Source organism: Streptomyces sp. RKAG290 (genome assembly GCF_023701695.1).
Taxonomy (GTDB): Bacteria; Actinomycetota; Actinomycetes; order Streptomycetales; family Streptomycetaceae; genus Streptomyces.
Map to the genome: position 1 here is coordinate 2,263,395 of NZ_JAJOZC010000001.1, position 12,396 is coordinate 2,275,790.

Annotated in this window: 11 protein-coding genes; 4 read left to right on the forward strand and 7 right to left on the reverse strand. The window is 70.2% G+C overall.

Annotated elements, in window-relative coordinates:
- Nucleotides 1–271: 271 nt before the first annotated feature.
- Together LNW71_RS09495 and LNW71_RS09500 are read left to right on the forward strand one after the other, a co-directional pair.
- The gene (locus LNW71_RS09495) at nt 272–2,071 is read left to right on the forward strand and encodes a coagulation factor 5/8 type domain-containing protein (protein WP_250967832.1); all 1,800 of its coding nucleotides are present in this window, start codon (nt 272–274) and stop codon (nt 2,069–2,071) included.
- Nucleotides 2,072–2,238: 167 nt separating this feature from the next.
- Nucleotides 2,239–3,234: a L,D-transpeptidase gene (locus LNW71_RS09500; protein ID WP_250971950.1), complete on the forward strand. Its 996-nt coding sequence runs from the start codon at nt 2,239–2,241 to the stop codon at nt 3,232–3,234.
- Nucleotides 3,235–3,391: 157 nt separating this feature from the next.
- On the opposite strand, the gene LNW71_RS09505 is transcribed toward LNW71_RS09500, so the two are convergent.
- The 3 genes from LNW71_RS09505 to LNW71_RS09515 form a co-directional block, all read right to left on the reverse strand.
- Nucleotides 3,392–4,768 (reverse strand): alpha-amylase family protein, encoded by a 1,377-nt coding sequence (locus LNW71_RS09505; RefSeq protein ID WP_250967833.1) that lies wholly within the window; start codon nt 4,766–4,768, stop codon nt 3,392–3,394.
- A 213-nt stretch (nt 4,769–4,981) separates the two neighbouring features.
- On the reverse strand, nt 4,982–5,833 hold the full coding sequence (locus LNW71_RS09510) for an ABC transporter permease subunit (protein ID WP_374119517.1): 852 nt from the start codon (nt 5,831–5,833) through the stop codon (nt 4,982–4,984).
- Nucleotides 5,834–5,835: 2 nt separating this feature from the next.
- Nucleotides 5,836–6,744 (reverse strand): ABC transporter ATP-binding protein, encoded by a 909-nt coding sequence (locus LNW71_RS09515; RefSeq protein ID WP_250967835.1) that lies wholly within the window; start codon nt 6,742–6,744, stop codon nt 5,836–5,838.
- Between the two features lie 132 nt (nt 6,745–6,876).
- Between LNW71_RS09515 and LNW71_RS09520 the strand changes: the two genes are divergently transcribed.
- Nucleotides 6,877–8,109, forward strand: a complete 1,233-nt coding sequence (locus LNW71_RS09520) for a sensor histidine kinase (RefSeq protein WP_250967836.1) — start codon at nt 6,877–6,879, stop codon at nt 8,107–8,109.
- Entirely contained in the window at nt 8,106–8,807 is a 702-nt protein-coding gene (locus LNW71_RS09525; protein WP_250967837.1) for a response regulator transcription factor, read from the forward strand. Before LNW71_RS09520 ends, LNW71_RS09525 begins: the two co-directional genes overlap by 4 nt.
- 33 nt (nt 8,808–8,840) lie before the next feature.
- On the opposite strand, the gene LNW71_RS09530 is transcribed toward LNW71_RS09525, so the two are convergent.
- The 4 genes from LNW71_RS09530 to LNW71_RS09545 are packed head-to-tail and all read right to left on the reverse strand — an operon-like array spanning nt 8,841 to nt 12,311.
- Nucleotides 8,841–9,452 (reverse strand): response regulator transcription factor, encoded by a 612-nt coding sequence (locus LNW71_RS09530; protein ID WP_250967838.1) that lies wholly within the window; start codon nt 9,450–9,452, stop codon nt 8,841–8,843.
- Complete coding sequence (locus LNW71_RS09535) at nt 9,449–10,627, reverse strand: sensor histidine kinase (protein ID WP_250967839.1); 1,179 nt, start codon at nt 10,625–10,627, stop codon at nt 9,449–9,451. The genes LNW71_RS09530 and LNW71_RS09535 overlap by 4 nt, the downstream gene beginning before the upstream one ends.
- Nucleotides 10,624–11,379, reverse strand: a complete 756-nt coding sequence (locus LNW71_RS09540) for an ABC transporter permease (protein WP_250967840.1) — start codon at nt 11,377–11,379, stop codon at nt 10,624–10,626. The genes LNW71_RS09535 and LNW71_RS09540 overlap by 4 nt, the downstream gene beginning before the upstream one ends.
- Complete coding sequence (locus tag LNW71_RS09545; protein WP_250967841.1) at nt 11,373–12,311, reverse strand: ABC transporter ATP-binding protein; 939 nt, start codon at nt 12,309–12,311, stop codon at nt 11,373–11,375. Before LNW71_RS09545 ends, LNW71_RS09540 begins: the two co-directional genes overlap by 7 nt.
- Nucleotides 12,312–12,396 lie beyond the last annotated feature (85 nt).

Consider the following 12,396-nt stretch of genomic DNA (forward strand, 5'->3'; position numbering starts at 1 on the left):
GCGCGTACCGCCGGCTCCGTAGCGACCCCCCGCAACCCAACATCAACTCCTAAAGCCAACCGCACCCGGAACTGAGCGCAGAACGGGCCAATTGCCTTTCTGCTGGCGTTAATTGTTGCGATCAGGCGGATCTGGTGAGGCTCATGTTGCACACCTCTTGACGTTTCCCGGGTAACGGCGGAACCATCAACTCCCGTCGGAGAGCGCTCTCAGAGCGCTCTCCGAGAAGCTCGTCGTGTCACCCGTACCACGACTCAGGAGACGTACGTCTATGCATGCTCCCCCCACGGAAACCCCCGCGGCACCCCCCACCGCACCCCGTCGCAGGCGCCGTACCCGCTCGTTCGGGTTCGCCGCTTTCGCCGTCTCGCTCCTCATGGCCGTCCCCACCGCGCAGAACGCCTTCGGCGCCGACGCGCAGGCCATCGAGGGCGGTGGCGACCTCGGTCCCAACGTCATGGTGTTCGACCCGTCGATGCCGGACATCCAGGCCAAGGTCGACGACGTGTTCAAGAAGCAGGAGTCGGCGCAGTTCGGTGACGGCCGTTACGCGCTGATGTTCAAGCCGGGCACGTACAACAACCTCAACGCGCAGATCGGGTTCTACACCTCGATCGCCGGTCTCGGCCTGAACCCGGACGACACCACCTTCAACGGTGATGTGACCGTCGACGCGGGCTGGTTCAACGGCAACGCGACGCAGAACTTCTGGCGTTCGGCGGAGAACCTCGCGCTCAACCCGGTGAGCGGCACGGACCGCTGGGCCGTGTCGCAGGCCGCCCCGTTCCGCCGGATGCACGTCAAGGGCGGGCTGAACCTGGCGCCCGACGGCTACGGCTGGGCGAGCGGCGGGTACATCGCCGACAGCAAGATCGACGGCCAGGTCGGGCCGTACTCGCAGCAGCAGTGGTACACCCGTGACAGCTCGGTCGGCAGCTGGGGCAACGGCGTCTGGAACATGACGTTCTCCGGTGTCGAGGGCGCACCCGCCCAGAGCTTCCCGGAGCCGCCGTACACCACGCTGGAGAACACCCCGGTCTCCCGCGAGAAGCCGTTCCTGTACCTGGACGGCGACGACTACAAGGTGTTCGTCCCCGCCAAGCGCACCAACGCACGTGGCACCTCGTGGGGCAACGGCACGCCGCAGGGCGAGTCGATACCGCTGGACCAGTTCTACGTGGTGAAGCCCGGCGCGACCGCCGAGACGATCAACGCGGCGGTGGACCAGGGCCTGCACCTGCTGTTCACGCCCGGCATCTACCACGTCGACCAGACCATCAACATCGACCGCGCCAACACCGTGGCGCTCGGCCTCGGTCTTGCCACGATCATCCCGGACAACGGGGTGACCGCCATCAAGGTCGGTGACGTGGACGGCGTGAAGCTCGCCGGCCTGCTCGTCGACGCCGGTACCACCAACTCCGAGTCGCTGATCGAGGTCGGCCCGCAGGGCGCGTCCGCGAGCCACGCGGACAACCCCACCTCGCTGCAGGACGTGTTCATCCGCGTCGGCGGCGCGGGGGCCGGCAAGGCCACCACCGGCATGGTGGTCAACAGCAACGACACGATCATCGACCACACCTGGCTGTGGCGTGCCGACCACGGCGAGGGCGTCGGCTGGGAGACCAACCGGGCCGACTACGGCCTCCAGGTCAACGGCGACAACGTCCTGGCGACCGGCCTGTTCGTGGAGCACTTCAACAAGTACGACGTCCGCTGGTCCGGGGAGAACGGCAAGACGATCTTCTTCCAGAACGAGAAGGCGTACGACGCCCCCAACCAGGCCGCCGTCCAGAACGGTGACGTCAAGGGGTTCGCGGCCTACAAGGTCGACGACTCCGTCACCACCCACGAGGGCTGGGGCCTGGGCAGTTACTGCTACTTCAACGTCGATCCGACGATCCGCCAGGACCACGGCTTCGAGGCACCGGTGAAGCCCGGCGTGAAGTTCCACGACCTGCTCGTCGTCTCGCTCGGCGGCCAGGGCCAGTACGAACACGTCATCAATGACACGGGATCACCGACATCCGGGACGACCACCGTCCCTTCGAATGTGGTTTCCTTCCCGTAACGAGACAGGCGTGGGGGGCCGGGTCGCCGACGGGCGGCCCGGCCCCTTCGTGCTTACCGGCCCGCGGACTTGGCACGCGCTTTACGCGCCGCCTGCAACCGCCGGGCCCAACTCCCTGTCTCTGTAAATGTTGAATCCTTGATGTAGTGACGCGAGTGGAGCAGGACATGCGGCGGGGCAAGGGCGTTATAGGGATCGCGTTGCTGGTCGGTGCGGTACTGGCGGGGACGAGCGCGTGCGGTGGCAACGCGTCGGACTCGGACAGCTCCCACGACAGTGCGAAGGGTGGTGCGTCCGGGCGGGCGTCCGCGAGTGCACGCCCCTCGCCCACGCACCCCACGGGTCCGCCGATGCTGCTGGACTCGATCGCGCCGCTGGACAAGGCGACGGTCGGCGTCGCCATGCCGATCTCCGTCGTCTTCACCAACCCGGTGGCCGCCTCGGCCCACAAGAACATCGAGAAGCACCTCAAGGTCTCCGCCTCGGTCCCCACCACCGGCGCCTGGCACTGGATGGGTGACAAGCGGGTCGACTGGCGCCCGGAGCAGTACTGGAAGTCCGGCACCAAGGTGCGGCTCGACGCCGACCTGAAGTACGTCTCCAACGGCAGCGGCCGGTACGGCACCCACCCCTACACCCACTCCTTCACCATCGGTGACGACGTCCGGGCCGACGCCTCGGTCACCGGTCACACCATGAAGATCACCCGCAACGGCTCCCCGGTGCGGACGCTCTCCATCAACGCGGGCAGCACCGAGTACCCGACGTGGAACGGCACGATGGCGGTGATCGACAAGCAGGAGAAGGTCCACATGACGTCCTGCAGCGTCGGCATCAGCTGCAACAAGGGCGATGCGAACTACTACGACCTGACCCTGCCCTGGGACATCCACCTCACCCAGTCGGGCACCTACGTCCACTACTCCACCGGCGACACCAACCCGGGCAGCGGCAGCGCCCGCGGTTCGCACGGTTGCGTCCACCTCTCGCTGTCCGACGCGAAGTGGTTCTACGGACAGGTCAAGCAGGGCGACCCGATCACGGTCACCGGCTCCCCGCGCGCCAAGGCGCCCGCCGACAACGGCTACGCCTCCTTCAACCTGTCGTGGTCGCAGTGGCTGGCCGGCAGCGCGAACGGCGGGCAGACCACCGCCGCCCTCTAGGGTCCCTGACGGCCGACACCGGCCCTCTTGCGAGCGGGGACCTGTACGGCAACAGGTCGGCAAGCCGCCCGATGCCGGGGCCTGCGAGGGCCCCGGCATCGGGCGGCCGGTCCGGTAGCAGGATGTCCTGGCACCACCCCGTACGGACCGCGCGGGCTCAGCCGTGCAGCGCCAGCGCGCCCTTCGCCGGTACGGTCGCCGTCAGCGTGCCGCCGTCGCCCACCTGCACCGTATTGCCGTCGCACGCGTCCGGGGCGGCGGCGGCGACGTTGCAGTAGGTGCCCGCGGGAAGCGAGGTGGTGAACGTCTGCTGGAGGGCGCCGTCACCGTTGTTGACGGCCACGAAGCCCTTGTCGCCGCGGCCGAAGGCGATGGCCGACGAGCCGTTGTCCCACCAGTCGGTCAGTCCGGCTCCCGCGGTGGCGTTGTGGAAGCCGACCATGCCGGTGATCGCCGTCCGCGCGTGCATGCAGGTCCAGCCGCCGCTGTCGCAGCCGGCCGCGCCGCCGTTCGGCGGGCCCGCGTCCTTGTCCGACCACTCGTAGCCGGAGAACACGTTCGGGGAGCCGTAGGGCGAGGCAAGCATGAAGACGTTGGCCAGGGTGTAGGCCGCGCCGTCCTTGTACGTCAGCGTGGACCCGTTGCGTTCGGTGTCCCAGTTGTCGACGAACGTACGGGCGGCGGCGCTCGCCAGCTTGCCGTCGGCGACGTTCTTCAGCCCGGCGATCGAGCCGCCCTGGAAGGCGCTCTTGAGATGGCCGCCGTAGCGGAACTCGTCGACGTCGCCCACGCCCGTGTACTCCTCGGGCTGGACGGCCTCGCCGCCGCCCTGGATGACCTCGCTGACCCAGAAGCCCGGGTCGGCCATCTTGCCCTTGATCGCGGCGATGTCGTCGGCGGCCATGTGCTTGGCCGCGTCGATGCGGAAGCCATCGACGCCCAGGGTGCGCAGGTCGGAGAGGTAGGCGGCGATCGTCGAACGGACGGCGTCGCTGCCGGTGTCAAGGTCGGCCAGGCCGACCAGCTCGCAGGTCTGGACGTCGTTGCGGTCCCCGTAGTTGCTGATGTCCTTGCGGCAGGCGTGGAAGTCCTGGTCCTGGAAGTAACCGGGGTAGTCGTACTTCGTGTACGCGGTGCCGCCGGTCCCGGTGCCGGAGCCGGACGACATGTGGTTGATGACGGCGTCGGCGACCACCTTCACCCCGGCCCCATGGCAGCTCTCCACCATCGACCGGAACGAGTCGCGGTCACCGAGCCGGCCGGCGATCCGGTAGCTGACCGGCTGGTAGGAGGTCCACCACTGGTCGCCCTGGATGTGCTCGGAGGCGGGCGAGACCTCCACGTAGCCGTAGCCGGCCGGACCCAGCGAGTCCTTGCAGGCCTGGGCCACCGCGTCGTACTTCCACTCGAACAGGGTGGCGGTGACGGTCTTGTCGCCCGGTGGGGTCGCCTGGGAGGTCCAGGGGGCGAGGGCGGTGATACCGGCGGCGGCGAGCAGGCCGGCCAGTGTCGCGCGAGCGGCGCGGGAACTCAATTGCGGCTCCTTCGGTCGCGGGTACGGAAGTGGGGTCCGTACCCGGTGTGGGTGGCCACGCGCCTGGCCACCGTGGGGTGGTCGGAGCCTGCCGTCCCGGCGATGAACACGTCAAGAGGTCACGCAAGAATTTCCAGCATGTTTCTGAAATTCTTTGCAGGCAAGGCGAGTGGGAGACCCGGGTGGGGCGAGCAGATGCCCCGCCACCCACCGTCACTGGTCTCGGCGGTGCACCGCGACCGTCGCGACCACGCCCGCCAGCAGAGCCCAGGCCGCGTAGACCGTCCAGGCTCCGGAGACCGTCCACGGGTAGAGGACGGACGCATGGAGATCCGAGGCCGACAGCCGCTCCCACGCGCTGAAGGGCAGCGTGTGCTGGAGCACCGCCGTGAGATGGCGACGGTCGCTGAGGACATTGGGGAGCAGGAGCAGCACCACCACGCATCCGATGACGGAGCCTCCGGTGTGGCGTATCACCGCACCGATCGCCAGGCCCGCGAGGCCCGCCACCGGGGCGAGCAGCGCGGAGGCCACCACGACGCGCAGGGCGCCCGGGTGGCCGAGGGTCACCGACGCGCCCCGGCCGGAGAGGATCGCCTGCGTCGACGCGAAGGACGCCAGGGCGACGAGTGCGCCGAAGACCGTGGTGACGGCGGCGAGTACGAGGGCCTTGGCGGCCAGCACCGAGCGGCGGGCCGGGACGGCGGTGAACGTGGTGCGGATCAGGCCGGTGCCGTACTCGCCGGTGATCGACACGGCACCGATGGCGGCGACGGCCAGCACCAGCACCATGGCGGCGTTCCCGGTGAAGGCGTCCATGAGGGGCGAGCCGTTGGCAATGAAGGACTCGCGGCCGCGGTCGCCGTACTGGTACCAGTACTTGTAGTGGTCGTAGGCCGTACCGGCGTTGAACGCGATGACGGCCAGCGCGGTGATCGCGTACATCCAGGAGGTGGAGCGCAGCGACCACGTCTTGAGCCACTCGGCGGCGAGCAGGTCGCGGAAGCGGGCGCGGGGTTCGTCGTCGCTCACCCGGGCGGATGGCGCGGTCGTGGCCTGTGCCATGGTCATCGGGGGTCTCCTGCGAGGTATTCGACGCTCTCTGCGGTCAGTTCCATGAACGCCTCCTCCAACGAAGCTCCGACCGTGGTGAGTTCGTGGAGCAGCAAGCGGTGGTGCAGGGCGAGCTCACCGACGCGGGCGGCGGTGAGCCCGGTGACCGTGAGGCGGTCGCCGTCCCGGACCACCTCGGCTCCCTCTGCGGTGAGCAGTGGGGTGAGCGCTGCGGAGTCGGGGGTGCCTACGGTCACGCTGAGGCGGGTGCTCCGGGCGGCGAACGCGGTCAGGCTCTCGGCCGCGATGAGTTTGCCGCGGCCGATGACCACGAGCCGGTCGGCGGTGTGCTCCATCTCCGTCATCAGGTGACTGGAGACGAACACGGTGCGCCCCTCGGCGGCGAGCCTGCGGAACAGGCCGCGCACCCACAGCACACCTTCCGGATCAAGGCCGTTGAGCGGTTCGTCGAAGAGCAGCACCGGCGGGTCGCCGAGCAGTGCGGTGGCTATGCCGAGGCGCTGGCGCATCCCGAGGGAGAAGCCGCCGATGCGCCGACGCGCCGCCCCCGCGAGGCCCACGTCCTGGAGAAGTTCGTCGACCCGGGTCCGCGGGATGCCGTTGCTGCGGGCCAGCATGGCCAGGTGGGCGCGTGCGGTGCGGCCGCCGTGCACGTCGCCCGCGTCCAGGAGGGCGCCGACGTGCCGCAGTCCGCGCGGATGGCCGCGGAACGGCCGGCCCTGGAGGGTGGCCGTCCCGGCGGTCGGCTCGACCAGGCCCAGCAGCATGCGCAGCGTGGTGGTCTTGCCGGCCCCGTTGGGTCCGAGGAAGCCGGTGACCTCGCCGGGCCGAACGGTGAAGGTGAGGTCCTTGACGGCGCTCGCGGCACCGTATCGCTTGGTCAGTCCGTTGACTTCGATCACACCGTCAACTGTGGCTTCCGCAGCTCTTGTTCGTCGTCGGACCACCGGTGACACCTGTCGGGTCCGGTGTCGACCCCGGGTGTACAACCGTGGTCCGATGCCGGTCCGGGGGGCGGTGGCTACGATCGGCGCATGTCCCACTTGCCTTCCGTTCCGCTGATGAAGCGCGTGCCGCCGGGTTGGTGGGTGGCACTGGCCTGGTACGCGGGCGTGCTGCTCACCTTCCTCGTGCGGGTGCGGTTGCCCGGGGAGTACGCACCGTCTGTCCGGCCCGGGGTCCTGTTCTACCGGTGGGACGGTCTGCTGACCCAGCTGCTCTCCACGGCACTGGCGATCGGCGGCTGCTTCGCCATGGAGCGACGCCCGTTGCAGGGCCTGGCCATGGTGCTGGGAGCCGCCGCACTCGCCAGCACCTCGCTGAGCGTGTCGGAAATTCCGCTCGCCCAGTTCCTGGCCGCCGACGTGGCGCTGTATTACGTCACCGCCACCCGACCGCGACGGACCGGACTCATAGCCCTCGCTATGGCGCTCTTCGTCGTCACCGGCTTCCTGGCCGTCCGGCTGCTGGCCGGGTGGCCTGCGGGAACGTCTGCGGGGCTGGTCGTCGCCCTGACCGCGGTCGTCGCCTGGCTGGTGGGCGGCTCGGCGTATGAGGCGCGCCGGCACGACGAGACCCTGACCGCACAGGCGGCCGAACAGGCGATCGTCGAGGAAAGGCTGCGCATCGCCCGCGAGATGCACGACATGGTCGCGCACAGCGTCGGCATCATCGCCCTCCAGGCGGGTGCGGCGGCCCGGGTCGTGCACACCCAGCCGGACGCCGCGCGCGAGGCGATGAGCGCGGTGGAGAGCGCGGGCCGGGAGACGCTGTCGGGGCTGCGCCGGATGCTCGGCGCGCTGCGGCAGACCGGGCCGGGGCAGGACGGGCCGGGGCAGGACGGGCCGGAGCGGGAGGCGGCTGTGCTGCGGCCCACGGAGGGGCTCGCCGACGTCGAGCGGCTGGCGCGGGCCACGACCGCGGCCGGCGTCCGGGTCGACGTGCGGTGGCGCGGAGACCGGCGGCCGCTGCCGCCGGACATCGACCTGTCGGCGTTCCGCATCATCCAGGAGTCGGTGACCAACGTGGTGCGGCATGCCGCCACCGGATCCTGCCGGGTGTCCGTCGAGTACGGCCCCGAGGATGTCGCGATCGAGGTGGCGGACCGCGGCCGGGGCGTGGGCAGCCCCGCGGACACCGGGTTCGGCCTGGTCGGCATGCGGGAGCGGGTCGCCCTGCTGCACGGCGAGTTCGCCGCCGCCCCGCGCCCGGACGGCGGATTCCGGGTCACGGCCCGGCTGCCGGTGCCGGCGCAGGACACGGCATGAGCGAGGAACGGACACCGGCCGGTACGGCCCCCGCGATCCCGGCCCCGATCCGGGTACTCCTCGCCGACGACCAGCCGCTGGTGCGTGCCGCACTGCGCATGGTCATCGCCGACCTCCCCGACATCGACGTCGTCGGCGAGGCCGGGACGGGCGACGAGGCGGTACGGCTGACCGGTCAGCTGGTCCCCGACGTGGTCGTGATGGACATCCGGATGCCGGGCCTGAACGGCATCGAGGCCACCGAGCTGATCACCGCGGGCTCCGGCCCGACGCATGTGCTGGTCCTGACGACGTTCGACGACGACGACTACGTCTACGGCGCGCTGCGCGCCGGCGCGGCCGGATTCCTGGTCAAGGACATGGCGCTGGAGGACATCCTGGCCGCGGTACGGGTGGTGGCGGCCGGGGACGCCCTGATCGCGCCGAGCGTCACCCGGCGGCTGATCAAGGACTTCGCGAGCCGCCCCGGCTCCGCGTCGCCGCAGCGGCCGCTCACGGCGATCACGGACCGGGAGCGCGAGGTGCTGGTGCTGGTCGCCAGCGGGCTGTCCAACACCGAGATCGCGGAGCGGCTGTTCATCAGTGTCGCCACCGCGAAGACCTACCTGACCCGGCTGCTCGCCAAGCTCGGCGCCCGGGACCGGGTGCAGCTCGTCATCATCGCGTACGACGCGGGGCTGGTGTCGCCGACGCAGTGACGCGGTGACGCCGCTCCCGCCGGCATGGGTGGGCTACAGCCAGCCCTTCTCGCGTGCCATCCGGACCGCCTCCGCGCGGTTGCGCGCCGCCATCTTCTGGATCGCCGTCGAGAGGTAGTTGCGGACCGTGCCCTGGGACAGGTGCAGCGACGCGGCGATCTCCGCGTTGGTCGAGCCGTCCGCCGCCGTGCGCAGCACCTCGCGCTCCCGGTCGGTCAGCGGGCTCGCCCCGTCCGCGAGGGCGGCGGCCGCCAGGGTGGGATCGATGACGCGTTCGCCGGCGAGTACCTTGCGTACCGCTTCGGCCAGTTGGGACGCCGGGGCGTCCTTCACCAGGAACGCGTCCGCGCCCGACTCCATCGCGCGGCGCAGGTAGCCGGGGCGGCCGAAGGTGGTGACGACGACGACCTTGACGTCCGGGAGTGCGCGGTGGAGCTCCCCGGCCGCCTCGATACCCGTCATGCCGGGCATCTCGATGTCCAGGAGGGCCACGTCGATGCTGTGCTCCCTGGCCGCGGCGAGCACCTCGTCACCGCGGGCCACCTGGGCGACCACCTCGATGTCGGGCTCCAGGCCGAGGAGCGCCGCCAGGGCTTCGCGCACCATGGACTGGTCCTCGGCGAGGAGAAGTCTGATCATGCTCATTCCCCGGATCCTAGGCCCGATCCGAACGGCACGCCGATGGCCATGGTGAAGCCTTTGCCGGAGCGAGAGTTGGTGGCCCGGGTGATCAGCGTCCCGTCGACGGTGGCGAGCCGCTCGGCGATGCCGGTGAGACCGTTGCCGGGCGTCGTGCCGGAGGTGCCGCGGCCGTCGTCGGCGACGGTGAGTTCGAGGATGCGTCCGTCCAGGGTCTGGCGCGGGGCCAGGGTGACCGTGCAGTGCCGGGCGTTGCTGTGGCGTACGACGTTGGTGACGGCTTCCCGCAGCGCCCACGCGAGCACCTCCTCCGCCTTCTCCGGGAGGTCCTCGGGGGCGTCGGCCGGGATGTCCGCGGTGATCCCCGCGGCGGCGAGGGCGGTGCGGGCGCCGGCCAGTTCGCCGGGGAGCGTCGGCCGGCGGTAGCCGGTGACGGCGCCGCGTACGTCCACCAGGGCCTGCCGGCTCACCTGTTCGATGTCGGCGACCTGGGCGGCCGCCTGGTCCGGGTGGTCGGGGAGCATCCGTCCGGCCAGTTCACTCTTGAGGGTGATCAGGGAGAGGGAGTGGCCGAGCAGGTCGTGCAGATCGCGGGCCAGCCGCAGCCGTTCCTCGTTGGCGGCGAGCTGGGCAACGGTCGCGCGGGCCTCGCGGAGCTGGTTCGTGGTGAGGATCATCTGCCGGACGCCGGTCATCGAGAACCCGCCGAGCAGGGCCGGGAAGACCAGGGCGGTGATGATCTCGCGGGGGTGGTCGCCGGTCAGACCGATGCCGACGAGCACGGCGGTGACGGCGGGGATGATCCAGCGGGCGCTCCGCAGGGGCAGGGTGGCCCCGGCGGAGACCGAGACGTACACGAACAGGACCAGCCACGGGGTGCCGAGCGCCAGGGACAGGAGGACGGCGAGGGCACCGAGGAAGCTGAGCACGACCCGGACCTGGAACGGGTTGAGCATCTTCGGGGCCGGGCGGAAGACGAGGACCAGATAGGAGCCGACGAAGACCGCCAGCCCGAGGGTGCCGAGCGCGGTCGCCCACGCGGTGTGGGAGCCGTCGGCGAGATCCTTGACCGGCGCGCTCATGAAGGCGAGCCAGACGCCGATCCAGAGGCCCTTGATCCCCACCTGCTTGCGGGTCTCCGGCGGACGCCCGATACCCACGGACATCTCGTCCTCGTTCACGCTTTCAGGGTGTCCTTCCGGTAGAGCCAGGCCGCACCGCCCGCGAAGAGCAGGAAGTAGCCGCAGAGGATCGCGACGTCCTTGCCGTGGGGTGCGCCGCCCAGCTCGATGGCCTGGCCGAGTGCAGCGTACGCGTGGGTGGGCAGCCATTCGGAGATGTTCTGGATCCACTGCGGGAAGGTCGCGCTCGGCATCCACAGGCCGCCGAGGATCGAGAGCACGAAGTAGATGATCATCGTGATCGGCCGGACCGCGTCACCGCTGGCGATGTAGCCGATGGCGACGCCGAGGGCGGCGAAGACCAGCGAACCGGCCCAGATGACACCGGCCAGGGCGAACCACTGCCAGGCGTCGAACCGCACGTGCTTGCCGACCGCGGCGACGAGGAAGACGACCACGATGCAGGGCAGGGTGACCATCGCGGCGCTGGCGATCTTGGCCAGGACGTACCCGCGGCTGGGCAGTGCGGTCAGCCTGAGCTGGCGGACCCAGCCCTTCTCGCGCTCCTTGGCGATGCGCTCGCTGTTGCCCATCAGTACGGCGGTCAGCGCGCCGAAGGAGGCCATCGAGACCATGAAGAAGGACTGCAGGGTCAGATCGGTGTGCGGCACCTTGTCGGTGGTGTTCTGGGTGCCGGAGATCAGCAGGTAGATCACCGACGGATAGATGATCGAGAAGAACATGAACTTCTTGTTCCGCAGGGTGCGGGTCACTTCGAGCCTGATGAGGGCCCACGAGAAGAAATTCAGCATGCGGTCCTGGCCTCCTCGGCCTCGGTGATGGCGACGAAGGCCTGCTCCAGTCCGAGTCCCGCGACTTCGAGTTCGCGCGGGTAGAGACCGAGGCCGTAGACGGCGTGCACGGTCGCGTCGGCGTTGTGCGACTGGATACGGATCCGGCGGCCGTTGATGTCGAGCGCGGCGAGGAACGGCAGGGCCCGCAGGGCCTCCTCGTCGACCGGGCCCTCCAGCTCGAAGGAGATCCGGCGGGCCCCGGCCATCGCCTTGATCTCGGCCGCGGTGCCGTCGGCGAGGATCCGGCCCTTGTGCAGGACCAGGACGCGGTCGGCGATGGCGTCGGCCTCTTCGAGATAGTGGGTGGCGAACAGGACGGTGCGGCCCTGGTCGGCCTGCTCGCGCATGGTGGCCCAGAAGGCCTGGCGGGCGGTGACGTCCATGCCGGTGGTCGGCTCGTCGAGCACGATCAGGTCGTTGGCCCCGGCGGTGGCGAGCGCGAACCGTACGCGCTGCTCCTGGCCGCCGGACAGCTTGTTGACCATGCGGCCGGCGATCGACGCGATGCCGGACCTGGCCAGCACCTCGCTCACCGGGTAGGGCTTGGGGTGCAGGGCGCAGACGAGCCCCACCAGCTCCTCGACGGTGACGTCCTCCATCAGACCGCCGGTCTGCAGCATGGCCCCGACCCGGCCGGCGGCGATGGCCGCCTGCGGGGTCGTGCCGAAGAGGCGGACCGTCCCGGAGTCCGCGGTGCGCAGACCCAGCAGGAGGTCGAGGGCGGAGGACTTGCCGGCGCCGTTGGGGCCGAGGAGCGCCACGGTCTCGCCGGGGTGCAGGTCGAGGGTGAGTCCGTCCACGGCACGCACGTCGCCGTAGGCCTTGCTCACCTGGTCGAAGCTGACCACTGCGGTCTTCGCCGCGGTCACTTCGGGGGCTGTCGTTGTCATACGCCCAGCTTGGCGGAGCAGGGGGTGCGCCCGGCAGGGTCAGCAGTCGTGGATCCGGGATGACAGATGTCATGCCGCGGGAGTG